The organism is Klebsiella terrigena, assembly GCF_012029655.1.
GTDB lineage: Bacteria > Pseudomonadota > Gammaproteobacteria > Enterobacterales > Enterobacteriaceae > Klebsiella > Klebsiella terrigena.
The window spans coordinates 5,399,007-5,415,057 of record NZ_CP050508.1 but is presented as its reverse complement, the minus strand read 5'-3'; the positions used below and the strand labels follow the sequence as shown (position 1 = coordinate 5,415,057).

The 16,051-nt window shown below is 58.2% G+C and carries 12 protein-coding genes and 4 tRNA genes; 12 read left to right on the top strand and 4 right to left on the bottom strand.

All coding sequences use genetic code 11. The annotated features are described in order from the left end of the window. The first annotated feature begins 43 nt into the window (after positions 1 to 43). The 11 genes from rffC (at position 44) to HCK03_RS25325 (ending at position 8,546) form a co-directional block, all read left to right on the top strand. Positions 44 to 718: a dTDP-4-amino-4,6-dideoxy-D-galactose acyltransferase gene (gene rffC, locus HCK03_RS25375; RefSeq protein WP_123550835.1), complete on the top strand. Its 675-nt coding sequence runs from the start codon at positions 44 to 46 to the stop codon at positions 716 to 718. 4 nt (positions 719 to 722) lie between these two features. Next, positions 723 to 1,853 carry a dTDP-4-amino-4,6-dideoxygalactose transaminase gene (gene rffA / locus HCK03_RS25370; RefSeq protein WP_115194034.1) on the top strand — a complete coding sequence of 377 codons (1,131 nt, stop codon included), beginning with the start codon at positions 723 to 725 and terminating at the stop codon, positions 1,851 to 1,853. Position 1,854: 1 nt separating this feature from the next. Further along, the gene (gene wzxE, locus HCK03_RS25365; RefSeq protein WP_041143480.1) at positions 1,855 to 3,105 is read left to right on the top strand and encodes a lipid III flippase WzxE; all 1,251 of its coding nucleotides are present in this window, start codon (positions 1,855 to 1,857) and stop codon (positions 3,103 to 3,105) included. Continuing rightward, positions 3,102 to 4,181, top strand: a complete 1,080-nt coding sequence (locus HCK03_RS25360; RefSeq protein WP_167692352.1) for a TDP-N-acetylfucosamine:lipid II N-acetylfucosaminyltransferase — start codon at positions 3,102 to 3,104, stop codon at positions 4,179 to 4,181. The genes wzxE and HCK03_RS25360 overlap by 4 nt, the downstream gene beginning before the upstream one ends. Next, entirely contained in the window at positions 4,178 to 5,524 is a 1,347-nt protein-coding gene (gene wzyE, locus HCK03_RS25355) for an ECA oligosaccharide polymerase (RefSeq protein WP_123550838.1), read from the top strand. The genes HCK03_RS25360 and wzyE overlap by 4 nt, the downstream gene beginning before the upstream one ends. A gap of 11 nt (positions 5,525 to 5,535) precedes the next feature. Continuing rightward, positions 5,536 to 6,276: a lipopolysaccharide N-acetylmannosaminouronosyltransferase gene (wecG, locus tag HCK03_RS25350; RefSeq protein WP_041143483.1), complete on the top strand. Its 741-nt coding sequence runs from the start codon at positions 5,536 to 5,538 to the stop codon at positions 6,274 to 6,276. A gap of 337 nt (positions 6,277 to 6,613) precedes the next feature. After that, positions 6,614 to 7,999, top strand: coding sequence for a bifunctional threonine/serine APC transporter ThrP (gene thrP, locus HCK03_RS25345; RefSeq protein WP_167692351.1), 1,386 nt, complete (start codon positions 6,614 to 6,616; stop codon positions 7,997 to 7,999). 102 nt (positions 8,000 to 8,101) lie between these two features. After that, positions 8,102 to 8,178 (top strand) — tRNA-Arg (locus HCK03_RS25340). Between the two features lie 65 nt (positions 8,179 to 8,243). After that, positions 8,244 to 8,319 (top strand) — tRNA-His (locus HCK03_RS25335). Positions 8,320 to 8,341: 22 nt separating this feature from the next. Further along, positions 8,342 to 8,427, top strand: a tRNA-Leu gene (locus tag HCK03_RS25330). Between the two features lie 42 nt (positions 8,428 to 8,469). Beyond that, positions 8,470 to 8,546 (top strand) — tRNA-Pro (locus HCK03_RS25325). 493 nt (positions 8,547 to 9,039) lie between these two features. On the opposite strand, the gene hemY is transcribed toward HCK03_RS25325, so the two are convergent. The 4 genes from hemY to hemC are packed head-to-tail and all read right to left on the bottom strand — an operon-like array spanning position 9,040 to position 13,112. After that, a complete protein-coding gene (hemY, locus tag HCK03_RS25320) occupies positions 9,040 to 10,236 on the bottom strand; it encodes a protoheme IX biogenesis protein HemY (protein WP_041143485.1) in 1,197 nt (398 codons plus the stop codon). A gap of 3 nt (positions 10,237 to 10,239) precedes the next feature. After that, entirely contained in the window at positions 10,240 to 11,412 is a 1,173-nt protein-coding gene (hemX, locus tag HCK03_RS25315; RefSeq protein ID WP_167692350.1) for a uroporphyrinogen-III C-methyltransferase, read from the bottom strand. A gap of 21 nt (positions 11,413 to 11,433) precedes the next feature. Continuing rightward, positions 11,434 to 12,174 carry a uroporphyrinogen-III synthase gene (hemD, locus tag HCK03_RS25310; RefSeq protein WP_115193816.1) on the bottom strand — a complete coding sequence of 247 codons (741 nt, stop codon included), beginning with the start codon at positions 12,172 to 12,174 and terminating at the stop codon, positions 11,434 to 11,436. After that, positions 12,171 to 13,112, bottom strand: coding sequence for a hydroxymethylbilane synthase (hemC, locus tag HCK03_RS25305; protein ID WP_045853608.1), 942 nt, complete (start codon positions 13,110 to 13,112; stop codon positions 12,171 to 12,173). The genes hemD and hemC overlap by 4 nt, the downstream gene beginning before the upstream one ends. 348 nt (positions 13,113 to 13,460) lie before the next feature. Between hemC and cyaA the strand changes: the two genes are divergently transcribed. Further along, positions 13,461 to 16,013 (top strand): class I adenylate cyclase, encoded by a 2,553-nt coding sequence (gene cyaA / locus HCK03_RS25300; RefSeq protein ID WP_041143489.1) that lies wholly within the window; start codon positions 13,461 to 13,463, stop codon positions 16,011 to 16,013. Positions 16,014 to 16,051: the final 38 nt, after the last annotated feature.

The following is a 16,051-nucleotide window of genomic DNA, read 5'->3' as shown; positions in this document are numbered from 1 at the left end:
ATCCCTGGCTCCGGCTATGGCCAATACTTACTGGATCTCGTCCGTGTCCGTCCGCGCCAGTATTGAACCCCTGGAGTGGGAAAATCGCTTCTTTGGCGTTAACAGCGCGATCGTGCGCTTTCGCCACGACGCCCCGCCGCTGACGAACCAGGCGCTGACCGGCTGGTCGCGGCTGCAGGCGAAGATTGCGGCGGACGATACCGAACGGCTGGATGCCTTACAGCAGCTGGGTTTCCAGCTAGTTGAAGGGGAAGTCGATCTGGCGCTGCCGGCCGGGACGGCCGAGGACCTCGGGTGCGAAATGGCTACCGCCGCGGACATCCCGCGCCTGCGGGAGCTGGCGGCGCAGGCGTTTGCCCTCAGCCGCTTTCGCGCGCCGTGGTATGCCGCTGATGCCAGCGGCCGTTTCTACGCCCAATGGATTGAAAATGCGGTGCTGGGGACTTTTGATAACCAGTGCCTGATTTTTCGCACCTCCGACGGCGATATCCGCGCTTTTGTCTCCCTGCGTCAGCTCAACGCTACGGACGCCCGGATCGGCCTGCTGGCCGGTCGCGGCGCCGGCGCTGAGCTGATGCAGGCGGCGCGAAGCTGGGCCGGATCGCGCGGGCTCTCTACACTGCGGGTGGCGACCCAGATGGGTAATACCGCCGCGCTTAAACGTTATATTCTCAGCGGTGCGAATGTGGAAAACACCGCGTACTGGTTATACAGGTGACATGATGATTCCATTTAACGCGCCGCCGGTGGTGGGAACCGAGCTTGATTATATGCAGTCTGCGATGGGCAGCGGCAAGCTGTGCGGCGACGGCGGATTTACCCGCCGCTGCCAGCAGTGGATGGAGCAGCGCTTTGGCACGGTAAAAGCGCTGCTGACCCCGTCCTGTACCGCTTCGCTGGAGATGGCGGCGCTGCTGCTGGATATCCAGCCGGGCGACGAAGTCATTATGCCGAGCTATACCTTCGTCTCTACCGCCAACGCCTTTGTGCTGCGCGGAGCCAAAATTGTCTTTGTCGATATCCGCCGCGATACCCTGAATATCGACGAAACGCTGATCGAAGCCGCCATCACTGAGAAGACCCGGGCGATTGTGCCGGTTCACTATGCCGGCGTTGCCTGCGAGATGGACACCATCATGGCCATTGCCAGCAGGCATAACCTGTTCGTGGTGGAGGATGCCGCGCAGGGCGTCATGTCGACTTACAAAGGGCGCGCGCTGGGCACTATCGGGCACATCGGCTGCTTTAGCTTCCATGAAACCAAAAACTATACCGCCGGCGGCGAAGGCGGGGCGACGCTGATCAACGATCGCCAGCTGGTCGAGCGCGCGGAAATCATTCGCGAGAAAGGCACCAACCGCAGCCAGTTCTTCCGCGGTCTGGTGGATAAGTACACCTGGCGCGATATCGGCTCCAGCTATCTGATGTCAGACCTGCAGGCCGCCTATCTGTGGGCGCAGCTGGAAGCGGCGGAGAAAATTAACCAGCAGCGCCTGACGCTGTGGCAGAGCTATTACGACGCGCTGCTGCCGCTGGCGCGCGCCGGGCGCATCGAGCTGCCGATTGTCCCTGCCGACTGCGGGCACAACGCGCATATGTTCTATATCAAGCTGCGGGATATCGACGACCGCAGCAGGCTGATCGCGTGGCTGAAAGAGGCCGAAATTCTCGCCGTCTTCCACTATATCCCGCTGCACAGCTGCCCGGCAGGGGAGAACTTCGGCGAGTTCCGCGGGGAAGACCGCTTTACCACTCAGGAGAGCGAGCGCCTGCTGCGCCTGCCCCTGTTCTACAATCTGTCGGCGGTTAACCAGCGGACGGTGATTAACTCGCTGCTGAGCTATTTCTCCTGATATGTCGTTGGCAAAAGCTTCGCTGTGGACCGCGGCGTCTACCCTGGTCAAAATCGGCGTCGGACTGCTGGTGGTTAAGCTGCTGGCCGTCTCCTTCGGGCCGGCAGGCGTAGGCCAGGCCGGTAACTTTCGCCAGCTGGTCACCGTGCTTGGCGTCCTCGCCGGGGCCGGTATTTTCAACGGCGTAACCAAGCTGGTTGCGCAGCATTATGACGATCGCCAGCAGTTGGATAAGGTGGTCGGTACCTCCTCTTCGATGGTGCTGGGCTTCTCGACGCTGTTGGCGATTATCTTTTTACTCGCCGCGGCGCCGATTAGCCAGGGGCTGTTTGGTCATACGCAGTACCAGGGGCTGGTGCGGCTGGTAGCGCTGGTGCAGATGGGCATTGCCTGGGCTAACTTCCTGCTGGCGCTGATAAAAGGCTTCCGCGATGCGGCGGGGAACGCGGTATCGCTGATTGCCGGTAGCCTGATTGGCGTGGTGGCATACTATGCCTGTTACCATTTCGGCGGCTATCAGGGCGCGCTGCTAGGGCTGGCGCTGGTTCCTGCGCTGGTGGTGGTTCCGGCGGCTATCGTGTTGTGGCGGCGGGGGAGTATCCCGCTTAGCGCGCTGCGCCCGCGCTGGGATAACGGCTTCGCCGGGCAGCTGTCCAAATTTACCCTGATGGCGCTGATTACCTCGGTAACGCTGCCGGTCGCTTACGTGATGATGCGTAACCTGCTGGCGGAGCATTACGGCTGGGAGGCGGTGGGGATCTGGCAGGGGGTGAGCAGTATTTCCGACGCCTATCTGCAGTTCATCACCGCGTCGTTCAGCGTCTATTTGCTGCCTACGCTCTCCCGGCTAACCGCCAAAGCGGATATTACCCGCGAGATCGGCAAATCGCTAAAATTTGTCCTGCCGGCGGTGGCGGCGGCAAGCCTGACCGTCTGGCTACTGCGCGACTTTGCCATCTGGCTGCTGTTTTCCGAACGCTTCACGGCGATGCGTGACCTGTTTGCCTGGCAGCTGGTGGGGGACGTCCTTAAGGTCGGGGCCTATGTCTATGGCTACCTGGTGATCGCCAAAGCGTCACTGCGTTTTTATATTCTGACGGAAATCAGCCAGTTCACGCTGTTGACCGCCTTCTCACACTGGCTTATCCCGGCGCACGGCGCAGTTGGCGCAGCGCAGGCGTATATGGCTACGTATATTGTTTATTTCGCCCTTTGTAGCGGCGTGTTTTTACTTTGGCGTAAACGGGCATGACAGCACTGATACACGTACTGGGATCGGATATTCCGCACCACAACCAGACCGTTCTGCGGTTCTTTAATGACGAGCTGGCCGCCGGCGACGAGCGGGCGCGCACGTTTATGGTGGTCGGTGACGCAGCGGGCGTCCGCGAGGCGTATCCGGCGCTATCCATCACCTGCTATCCCGGAAAGAAATCGCTGGCGCAGGCGGTCATCTCCGTGGCGAAAGCGGATCGGCGCCAGCGCTTTTTCTTCCACGGTCAGTTCAATACCGGCCTGTGGCTGGCGCTGCTCGGTGGCGGAATTCGCCCTTCCCAGTTCAACTGGCATATCTGGGGCGCCGATCTGTATGAGAATTCGTCCAGCCTGAAGTTCCGGCTTTTCTATCCCCTGCGCCGTATGGCGCAGGGGCGCGTGGGGCGCGTTTTCGCCACCCGCGGCGACCTGAGCTGGTTTGCCCGCCGCCACCCTAAGGTTGCGGGAGAGCTGCTCTATTTCCCGACCCGGATGGATCCGGCGCTGAATACGCTGGCGGATAGCGCCCCGCGCACCGACGCGCTGACCATTCTGGTGGGCAACTCCGGCGATCGCAGCAATGAACATATTGCGGCGCTGCGCGCTATTCATCAGCAGTTTGGCGATACGGTAAACGTGATCGTCCCGATGGGCTATCCGGCCAATAATGCGGAATATATTAACGAAGTGCGCGCGGCGGGCGCGGCGTTGTTTAGCGCCGGGAATTTACAGGTGCTCAGCGACAGGCTGGAATTCAACGATTACCTGGCGCTGCTGCGCCGCTGCGATCTGGGCTATTTCCTCTTTGCCCGCCAGCAGGGGATCGGTACGCTGTGCCTGCTGATTCAGGCGGGTATTCCCTGCGTACTGAATCGGGAGAATCCGTTCTGGCAGGATATGACGGAGCAGAATATTCCGGTACTGTTTACCGGCGATACCCTGGATGTTGCCGTGGTACGCGAGGCCCAACGTCAGCTGGCGAACGTTGATAAGAACCAGATTGCTTTCTTCCGGCCAAACTACCTGACGGGCTGGCAGCGGGCATTGCAGATTGCCTCGGGGGTGAGCGCATGACATTAATGCAATTTAGCGGGTTGCTGGTGGTCTGGCTGCTGTCGTCGCTGTTTATTGCCACCGCCACGTATTTTGAGTTTCGCCGGGTGCGCTTTAACTTCAACGTCTTCTTTTCGCTGCTGTTTCTGCTGACTTTCTTCTTCGGCTTCCCGCTGACCAGCATTCTGGTCTTCCGCTTTGACGTCAGCGTTGCGCCGCCGGAAGTGCTGCTGGAAACCCTGCTGGTGTCGGTGTGCTTTTACGCGGTGTATTACGTCACCTACAAAACGCGGCTGCGTTCGCACGCTCACGATAGCCAGCGCCGCCCGCTGTTCACCATGAACCGCGTGGAGACCCATCTGGCATGGATGATTCTGCTGGCCGTTGCGCTGCTGTGCGTCGGCATTTTCTTTGCCCACAACGGATTCCTGCTGTTCAGGCTCAACTCCTATAGCCAGATCTTCTCCAGCGAAGTGTCCGGCGTGGCGCTGAAGCGCTTTTTCTATTTCTTTATTCCGGCGATGCTGGTGGTCTACTTCCTGCGCCAGGACTATAAGGCGTGGATTTTCTTTCTTATCAGCACCACCGCCTTTGGCCTGCTGACCTACGCTATCGTCGGCGGCACGCGGGCGAACATCATTATCGCCTTCGCCATCTTCCTGTTTATCGGCATTATTCGCGGCTGGATAAGCCTGTGGATGCTGGCTGCGGCCGGCGTGCTGGGTATTGTCGGTATGTTCTGGCTGGCCCTGAAGCGCTACGGGATGAACGTCAGCGGCGATGAGGCGTTTTATACCTTCCTGTACCTGACCCGCGATACCTTCTCGCCGTGGGAGAACCTGGCGCTGCTGCTGCAGAACTACGATAAGATAGCGTTCCAGGGGCTGGCGCCGATGATCAGGGATTTCTACGTCTTTATCCCCAGCTGGATGTGGCACGGCCGACCGTCGATGGTCCTCAATACCGCCAACTACTTCACCTGGGAAGTGCTGAATAATCACTCCGGGCTGGCCATCTCCCCAACGCTGATTGGTTCGCTGGTGGTGATGGGCGGGGTGTGGTTTGTTCCGCTGGGGGCGGTCGTGGTCGGGCTGATTATTAAGTGGTTTGACTGGCTGTATGAGCTTGGCAACCGGGAGAGCAACCGCTACAAGGCGGCCATTCTGCATAGTTTCTGTTTTGGCGCTATCTTCAATATGATCGTGCTGGCACGCGAAGGGCTGGACTCTTTCGGCTCTCGCGTGGTGTTTTTCCTCGTGATCTTTGGTATCTGCCTGCTGGCGGCGAAGTTGCTGTACTGGTTCCTGGATAGCGTAGGACTGATTCATAAGCGGACCAAACCGCTTTCGCAACCTCAGGTCTGATAAGGATTAACATGTCTGAGAGTACTTCCGCGCCGTTGTATCTGCTGAGAGGTTTACAGCTCATCGGGTGGCGCGACATGCAGCACGCACTGGATTTTCTCTATGCTGACGGCGCAATTCGTCAGGGTACGCTGGTGGCTATCAACGCCGAAAAGATGCTGGCAGTCGAGGACGATCCTGAGGTTCGGGCGCTGATTGAAGCGGCCGAATTTAAATATGCCGACGGTATTAGCGTGGTGCGTTCATTACGTAAAAAATATCCTCAGGCCCAGGTATCGCGCGTGGCGGGGGCCGACCTGTGGGAGGCCCTGATGGCGCGCGCCGGAGCCCAGGGCACGCCGGTCTTTCTGATCGGCGGCAAGCCGGAGGTGCTGGCCCAGACCTGTACGCAGCTGCGCCAGCGCTGGAACGTTAACATCGTCGGCAGCCAGGACGGCTATTTCTCCGCCGACCACCGTCAGGCGCTGTTTGAGCGCGTCCGCGACAGCGGGGCCAGGATTGTCACCGTGGCGATGGGTTCACCGCGCCAGGAGATCCTGATGCGCGACTGTCGGCTGGTCTATCCGCAGGCGCTCTATATGGGCGTGGGCGGCACCTACGACGTATTTACTGGCCACGTTCACCGGGCCCCCAGGTTCTGGCAGAACATGGGGCTGGAGTGGTTCTATCGTTTGATATCACAGCCCAGCCGGATTAAAAGACAGATCAGGCTGCTGCGATATTTACGTTGGTATTATACCGGCCAGCTCTAATATTCCACTGCAAACTGGCGAGTTTTCACACATATTCTGTGTAATGCATTCACCTGGCTGATACTTTATTTGCCATTTCGGCAAAATTAATTAACCATTCGCATGCTTAATGCGCGCCGGCACTCTTTGCCGGCGTGCAGGCAGGGCTATTTCCTTTCACACATTTATAAAAATAACCGGTATATGCGCGGGACCTTCAGAAGGGCATCAGGGCGGCTTATCAGCTGACTTTCCGACATCCATCATGATGACGGAGGGACGGGTGCGTGCTGCCAATAGCGAGGCCGTTCGGCGGGGAACGAGTAAAACCCGGAGCAGGGCAAACACAAGAGGGTATATGACTGAGAAAAAAGCGGAACTTCAGCGCGGGCTGGAGGCCAGGCACATTGAGCTAATCGCCCTTGGCGGTACGATTGGCGTCGGTTTGTTTATGGGATCGGCGAGTACGCTGAAGTGGGCCGGCCCGTCGGTCCTGCTGGCGTATATTATTGCGGGCTTATTTGTCTTCTTTATCATGCGTTCGATGGGGGAGATGCTGTTCCTCGAACCGGTAACCGGCTCGTTCGCCGTTTACGCACACCGCTATATGAGCCCGTTCTTCGGCTATCTGACCGCCTGGTCCTACTGGTTTATGTGGATGGCGGTAGGGATATCGGAGATTACGGCCATCGGGGTTTACGTCCAGTTCTGGTTCCCCGACATGGTGCAGTGGATACCGGCCCTGATTGCCGTTGGGCTGGTGGCGTTGGCGAACCTGGCGGCGGTGCGCCTGTACGGTGAGATTGAGTTCTGGTTTGCGATGATTAAGGTCACGACCATCATCGTGATGATTGTGGTCGGGCTGGGGGTTATTTTCTTTGGCTTTGGTAACGGCGGGCACTCCATCGGCTTTGGCAACCTGACCGAACACGGCGGCTTCTTTGCCGGCGGCTGGAAGGGCTTCCTGACCGCGCTCTGTATTGTCGTTGCCTCCTACCAGGGCGTTGAGCTTATCGGTATTACCGCCGGAGAAGCGAAGAATCCGCAGGTGACCCTGCGCAGCGCGGTCGGCAAAGTTCTGTGGCGTATCCTTATTTTTTACGTAGGCGCGATTTTCGTCATTGTGACTATCTTCCCGTGGAATCAGATTGGCTCCGGCGGCAGCCCGTTCGTACTGACCTTCGCGAAGATTGGCATCACCGCCGCGGCGGGCATTATCAACTTTGTGGTTCTGACGGCCGCGCTTTCCGGCTGCAATAGCGGAATGTACAGCTGTGGCCGCATGCTCTACGCGCTGGCAAAAAACCGCCAGCTGCCGGCGGCAGTCGGCAAGGTCTCCCGCAACGGCGTACCGGCGGTCGGCGTCGCGCTGTCGATCCTGATCCTGCTGGTGGGCTCCTGCCTGAACTATATTATTCCCAACCCGCAGCGGGTGTTCGTCTACGTCTACAGCGCGAGCGTGCTGCCGGGTATGGTGCCGTGGTTTGTGATCCTGATTAGCCAGCTGCGTTTTCGCTGTGCGCATCAGGAGGCGATGGCCAGCCACCCGTTCCGCTCGCTGCTCTTCCCATGGGCGAACTATATTACGATGGCGTTTCTGGTTTGCGTGCTGATCGGCATGGGTTTTAACGAAGATACCCGGATGTCGCTGTTTGTCGGAATTCTTTTTCTGGCCCTGGTTACCCTTATTTATAAGGTTTTTGGCCTCGGGCGGCATGGAAATGTCGATAAAGCGGCTGAATAAGCAGCAAAGCGCATAAAGTGTGAGCAAACGGAAATTTTATTTAAAAAGGCACTAGACAGCGGGGGGGGAAGTCCGTAATATCCGACCCCGCAACGGCGCTAAGCGCCCGTAGCTCAGCTGGATAGAGCGCTGCCCTCCGGAGGCAGAGGTCTCAGGTTCGAATCCTGTCGGGCGCACCATTTAACCCGGTGCTTGAGCTGCGGTGGACTGTTTAAGACAGTGCCGCGTGAAAAGATTTGTAGTGGTGGCTATAGCTCAGTTGGTAGAGCCCTGGATTGTGATTCCAGTTGTCGTGGGTTCGAATCCCATTAGCCACCCCATTATTTGATAGAGTTGTGAATTGCGAAGGTGGCGGAATTGGTAGACGCGCTAGCTTCAGGTGTTAGTGTCCTTAGGATGTGGGGGTTCGAGTCCCCCCCCTCGCACCACGACTTTAAAGAATTGAACTAAAAATTCAAAAAGCAGTATATCGGCGAGTAGCGCAGCTTGGTAGCGCAACTGGTTTGGGACCAGTGGGTCGGAGGTTCGAATCCTCTCTCGCCGACCAATTTTGAACCCCGCTTCGGCGGGGTTTTTTGTTTTCTGATATCGCAAAAAATCCTCGTATCTCCCTGATTTAGAAAATAAAACCTCCCTGCTTCTACCACTATTATTTGTCCAGAAAACTCCCAATTCACCCTCAGGGGAGATGTCATCTCCACAGAACCTGTGCGATAATAAACGGGTAGATGCTCATTCCATCTCTTATGTTCGCCTTAGGGCCTCATAAACTCAGGAATGACGCAGAGCCGTTTACGGTGCTTATCGTCCACTGACAGATGTCGCCATTATCTGGTCTCATCAAACACCATGGACACGACGTTGAGTGAAGCACCCAATTTGTTGTCAAACAGACCTGTTTTAACGCCCGCCCTGATTATCAGTGCGGGCGTTTTTTTCTTTCAGGGGCTGGTAAGAAAAGGGCAGGGGATAAACGGAGAAGGCGGCGCGCAGAGAGAAGAGCGCTGTCGCCCCTGATGAGGCGACAGCGGCAGGGACGGCTACTGCGGCGTATTGTTCTGCAGGGTTAGCAGCAGGCCATCGCGGCGCAGAGTGGCGGCCTCTTCCGGCTGGTGCAGCCGGTCGAGCGTATCGGCCAGCCAGGCGTAGTCAAACGCATCCGGGCGCTGCTTCAGGGCGGCGCGGAACGCGATGCTGGCTTCCTGCCATTCGCCATGACGCATCAGCGATTGCCCCAGCGTACTCCACAGCAGCGGACGATCGCCGACGGCTTTGATCTGCTGGCGCAGCACTTTTTCCAGCTGTTCCGGATTGTTGGTCTTCAGGCGCGGGATAAGCATCACCAGGCGATCGTCATACTGCTTTTTCAGACCGTCGATAATAATCTGCTGCGCGGTATCGTGGTCATCGCTCTCGATGAGCAGATTGGCCATCGCCACCTGCAGCGCGACCTGGCCACGCGTTTTGCGGCTTTGGTTTTTCCACCATTCGCGCAGGCCTTCGCTGCCCCGATCGGCCAGCGTCTTATCCATTAAACCAATCCACGCCTGCTGCTCCAGCGCGGCGCGATGCTCTTCATCGCTGACGTTGGCTTTGGCCATCGACGGGATGATGTCCAGCAGCGAGTGCCAGGCGCCGGTGCGGGTGTAGGCCTGCTCCGCGAGACGCAGGACTTCAGGATGGCGGGGAGTGATTTCCAGCAGCTTATCAATACCGTGGCGCGCCGCATGATTTTCATTGCGCGCCAGCTGCAGGCGCACGCGGGCAATCTCTACCGGGATCAGATCGTCCCCGGCGAGCTCCGTTGCGCGCTCAAGATGCTGATTGGCGCGGGCTTCATCGCCGCGCTGCTGGGCCGCTTCCGCCGCCAGAAGATAGTTAACCACCGGCTGCTCGGCATGATCGGCATTTTTGGCCATCAGCTTTTCAACCTGCTGATAGTCGCCTTCCGCCAGTTTTAGCAGCGCCTGCTCGGTTTGCTTGCGCGCGCGGCGGCGTTTACGTCCTACGAACCAGCCGCGAGTATGGGCGCTGGTGCGAAAAATACGCCGCAGCAGCCATTCGATGGCAAACAGCACCACCATTGTGAGGATCAGTACGATCGCCAGACCGGTGACGCTGGTTTCAATGTTGTAGTTATCGGTTTGGATCAGCACGTAGCCCTGATGGCCGGAGATGATCGGACCGATAACGATCCCGGCGATCAGCAGTGCGAAGAGTAAGAGAATTTTCAACATGCGTTACTCTCCTTGTGGCGCAGGGGCTGGTGCCGGGGCGGGAGCCGGAGCACCGCTCTGCGCGACGGCGGGTTGTGCCATCAGGCTACGCACTCGCGTCTGCATCAGCTTCTCGAGTATGGCCTGACTCTGCAGATTTTCCGGTACGCTCATGGTGATGCTCTGCTGGCTCAGCTTATCGACTTCCTCAAGGAAGGCTTTGGTGGTGGCATCGTCAGTATCGTAATAGGCGCGAACCCAGGTCGATACGTTTTCCAGAGCCTGCTTGTACGTCTCTTCCTGGTGGCGCGGAACCGCCTGCGCGGCGACCAGCAGGCGGGAGCGAATATTCTCGCGCAGGTAGACGTCCTGGTTTGGCGCCAGCAGCGGCACTGCCGTTTCATCGCGGCGGCGGATGGTGATAAAGCTGTCCATAAAGCTCTGCCAGCTCTTCTGCAGGTTAATGCGCCACTCGCCGATTGAGCTGGACAGCTCTTCGCTGTCGGAATCCATCGGGGAGTCGTCGTCGTTATTATCCGCCAGACGCAGGTTGTCTATCTGATTAGCGAGCTGATTCACTTTGAGAATGATGCCGTCGTAGTCGACCTGGCTTACCGCCGAGAGCGAGGCGATATCGTCGGTGATGGCGCGGCGGGCGCCAATCAGGCTGGGGTCATTCATGTCGGCGAGGCTGGCATCGGCGCTTTTGAGCAGCGCGGCGGCGGTGGTGACGTCCTGATCGCTCCACAGCTTGCGTCCGGCAACTTTCACCAGGAAATCAGCCTGCGCCAGCAGCCAGGTTTTAGCGTCGCTCCCGGAGATAACGGCCACTTTCTGCTGCACTTCTTCCAGCTGCTTCGCCAGCACATCCTGCTGACTTTTGGCTGCGGTCAGCTGGTCAGCCTGCTGCCTGATGATGCCTTCGAGTTCGGTTTTTTGGCCTTCCTGCGATTTCTGCAGGGCCGCAATCTGCGCGGCTAATGCTGAGCTGGCCGCGTTCTGTCGGGATAGCTGCTGCTTGTGCACGCTGTACAGACCCACGCCGGCGGCGAGGGCAATAGCGATAGCGACCGCGCTCAAAACAAGACTGGTTTTATTCCCGCCCTTTTCCTTCCCGGTTTTCTCTGGCTGTGGCGTCTTTTCCACGGCCTCCCTGGTCTCTTCAACCACGGCGGATTGATTTTGTTGTTCCGTCATTATGGCTTCCAATGTTGAGAGTTATTGTAATGCGCGTAGCAGCGTATCGTTGTCGGCGCTTTCGGCAACCTGGATATCCTGCCAGCCCAATTCCCGTGCCTGCTGGGCCAGGCGCTCGCTGACAACTAAAATGCGACAGCGGAGGAGCCACCGTTCTCGATACCATTGCGGGATCAGCGTCCAAAGCTGTTGCAGCATCTCACCGCTGGTGACGACCAGCGTGGAGACGCCGCGAGACTGCCAGCGCATTGCTTCTTCTGCACCATCATAATGCTTTGCACAACGTTGATAGCACTCACAAAAAGTGACATCAGCGCCGCGCTCGCGGAGCGTTTCGCCGAGTAATTCCCGGCCGCCGTTGCCGCGAAGCAGGAGGGCCTTCTTACCAGCAATGTTTTGTAATTCAGGTAATTGTAGCAAGACTTCGCTGATTTCCCGATCTAATGGGTAGCGAATATTCTGGCTGCTGACCTTATGCAGGGTCAGCGCCGTGGTGCGGCCAATGGCAAAATAGCCGGGAGCCAGCGGCCAGCGCAGGCCCTGCTGCTGCAGGCGAGCGTGGGCAAACTCCACGGCGTGCTGCGAGAGGGCGAACAATAGATCGCCCGCGGAGAGGGCCGCCAGCCGGTCGCCGAGCGTGTGCAGCTCGCGGCCGGGCGTAAATTCAATCAGTGGAAAGCTCCAGGCCACGCGTCCCAGCCCGCGCAGGCGGCTGACCAGCTCTTCGCCCTGCGGCAGCGGACGGGTGACCAGGATACTCATCGTGGTGCTTCTCCGGCATAAACGGCGGTCAGGATCTCCCGGGCACCGTTATCCAGCAGCTCTTCCGCCAGAGAGACGCCAAGGCGCTCGGCGTCTTCAGGGCGCCCGCGGCGTTCGCCGTGAACCAGCTGTGAACCGTCCGGCGCGCCGACTAGCGCGCGTAGCCACAGCTCGCCGTCAATAAGCTCGGCGTAGCTGCCGATCGGCACCTGACAGCCGCCCTCAAGGCGGGTGTTCATCGCCCGCTCGGCGCGAACCCGTATCGCCGTTGGCGTATGGTTCAGCGGCGCCAGCAGCGCCTGCGTCCACTCGTCGTCAAGGCGGCACTCAATGCCGACTGCGCCCTGCCCGACGGCGGGGAGAGATTGTTCTGGGCTTAACGGCTGGCGAATACGCGCTTCGAGCCCGAGGCGTAGCAGCCCCGCCGCGGCGAGAATAATCGCGTCATACTCACCGCTATCCAGTTTGCCCAAACGGGTACCGACGTTACCGCGCAGGGAACGAATCTGCAGATCCGGGCGCCGTGCGGCCAGCTGACACTGGCGGCGTAAACTTGATGTGCCAACGATGCTGCCCTGAGGCAGCGCGTCAATAGAGGCATAGTGATTTGAGACAAAAGCGTCGCGCGGATCTTCTCGCTCACAAATCGTTACCAGCCCGAGGCCCTCGGGAAACTCGACGGGAACATCCTTCATAGAATGGACGGCGATATCGGCGCGCCCTTCCATAATGGCAAGCTCTAACTCTTTGACAAACAGGCCCTTGCCACCCACTTTTGCGAGGGGTGTATCAAGGAGCACGTCGCCGCGAGTGACCATTGGCACCAGTTCAACCTTGAGCTGCGGATGGCAGGACTCAAGGCGCTCTTTCACATAATGCGCCTGCCATAGCGCAAGTGGGCTTTGCCTTGTGGCAATTTTCAAAACTTTGTCTAACATGCTTGTTACCGTCATTGTCGACCACAAACCATCCTAACATTGTTGTCTTATGGATGTTAGTTTTGTGGGTCAGGGCCTCGGCCATCTCTTTATTGGCCTTTTATGCGCATACCGGTTGCCGAACCGTAGAGAGGAATTTACACGCAGTAAACGGTGCTACACTTGTATGTAGCGCATCTTTCTTTACGGTCAATCAGCAAGGTGTTAGATTGATCACGTTTTAAACCATTTGTCCGTCAGCAGTTCATCACAACCACACCGACGACGAATGGTGACGGTTTTTGTTGAAATACTGAAACCCGGTACTGGCTATGGTACGTCGGGTTTTTGAACATCAGGCGATATGTCTTGTACCTCTATATTGAGACACTGAAACAGAGACTGGATGCCATCAACCAACTGCGCGTAGATCGCGCGCTTGCTGCCATGGGACCCGCTTTTCAGCAGGTTTACAGTCTACTGCCGACATTACTACATTATCATCACCCGTTGATGCCGGGTTACCTTGACGGTAACGTTCCCCGAGGCATTTGCCTTTACACGCCTGATGAAACCCAACGCCACTACCTTGACGAGCTTGAGCTAAACCGCGGAATGCTGACGCAGGAGCCGCCGAAAGGCGAGCTGCCGATTACCGGCGTTTACTCCATGGGCAGCACCTCATCCGTCGGCCAAAGCTGCTCTTCCGACCTTGATATCTGGGTTTGCCACCAGGCCTGGCTCGATACCGACGAGCGCCAGCTGCTGCAGCGTAAATGCAGCCTGCTGGAGAGCTGGGCGGCGTCGCTTGGCGTGGAAGTCAGCTTCTTCCTGATCGATGAAAACCGCTTCCGCCATAACGAAAGCGGCAGCCTGGGCGGCGAAGACTGCGGCTCTACGCAGCATATCCTGCTGCTGGACGAATTTTACCGCACCGCCGTGCGCCTTGCCGGCAAGCGTATTCTGTGGAACATGGTGCCGTGCGACGAAGAAGAGCACTATGACGATTACGTCATGAGCCTCTACGCGCAGGGCGTGCTGACGCCGAACGAATGGATGGATCTCGGCGGCCTGAGCTCGCTGTCGGCGGAAGAGTACTTCGGCGCCAGCCTGTGGCAGCTGTATAAAAGCATTGATTCGCCTTATAAAGCGGTGCTGAAAACGCTGCTGCTGGAAGCCTATTCCTGGGAATACCCCAATAACCGCCTGCTGGCGAAAGATATTAAACAGCGCCTGCACGACGGCGAGATCGTTTCCTTCGGTCTCGATCCCTACTGCATGATGCTGGAACGCGTCACGATCTACCTGCAGGCCATCGAGGACGAGACGCGCCTCGACCTGGTACGCCGCTGTTTCTACCTGAAAGTGTGCGAAAAGCTGAGCCGCGAGCGCGCCTGCGTGGGCTGGCGTCGCGAGGTGGTGAGCCACCTGGTGAAAGAGTGGGGCTGGGATGAAAAGCGTCTGGCGATGCTGGACAACCGGGCCAACTGGAAGATCGACGAAGTACGCAAAGCGCACAACGAACTGCTTGATGCGATGATGCAGAGCTACCGCAACCTGATTCGGTTTGCGCGTCGCAACAACCTCAGCGTTTCCGCCAGCCCGCAGGATATTGGCGTGCTGACCCGCAAGCTGTACGCGGCGTTTGAAGCGCTGCCGGGGAAAGTGACCCTGGTGAACCCGCAGATATCGCCGGATCTCTCCGAACCGAATCTGACCTTTATCCACGTGCCGCCGGGCCGCGCTAACCGCACCGGATGGTATGTCTATAACCGCGCGCCGGATATGGAATCGATCGTTAGCCATCAGCCGCTGGAATATAACCGCTATCTGAACAAGCTGGTGGCATGGGCGTGGTTTAACGGCCTGCTGACGTCACGCACCCGCTTGTTTATTAAGGGCAACGGCATTGTCGACCTGGCGAAGCTGCAGGAGATGGTGGCCGATGTTTCTCACCACTTCCCGCTGCGTCTGCCTTCGCCTACGCCGAAAGCGCTGTATAGCCCCTGCGAAATCCGCCATCTGGCGATTATCGTTAACCTTGAATACGATCCGACCGCCGCGTTCCGCAATCAGGTGGTGCATTTTGACTTCCGCAAGCTGGACGTATTTAGCTTTGGCGAAGAGCAGAAGTGCCTGATAGGCAGCGTGGATCTGCTGTATCGCAACTCGTGGAACGAAGTGCGAACCCTGCACTTCAACGGCGAGCAGGCGATGATCGAAGCGCTGAAGACCATTCTGGGCAAAATGCACCAGGACGCGGCGCCGCCGGATAGCGTAGAAGTGTTCTGCTACAGCCAGCATCTGCGCGGGCTCATCCGCACTCGCGTGCAGCAGCTGGTCTCCGAGTGCGTTGAGCTACGCCTCTCCAGTACCCGTCAGGACACCGGCCGCTTCAAGGCGCTGCGCGTCTCAGGGCAGACGTGGGGCCTGTTCTTCGAACGTCTTAACGTCTCGGTGCAGAAGCTGGAAAATGCCATTGAATTCTATGGCGCTATCTCGCACAACAAGCTGCACGGTCTGTCGGTTCAGGTAGAAACCAACCACGTCAGGCTGCCGCAGGTGGTGGATGGCTTTGCCAGCGAAGGGATTATTCAGTTCTTCTTTGAAGAGGCGGATAACGACAGCGGGTTTAATATCTATATTCTCGACGAGAGCAACCGCGCCGAGGTTTACCATCACTGTGAAGGCAGTAAAGAGGAGCTGGTACGCGACGTTAGCCGCTTCTACTCCTCCTCGCACGACCGGTTCACCTACGGCTCCAGCTTTATCAACTTCAACCTGCCGCAGTTCTATCAGATCGTTGACGTTGACGGCCGGCCGCAGGTCATTCCCTTCCGTAGCCAGGCCATCGGTGCCGTGACGGCACCGGTCAATCAGGATGCCGCGGCGTCGCCGATGCTCCAGCAGCACTACTCCTGATATCGCGTCCTGATATCGCGAAGTATTCCCCGGCTGCG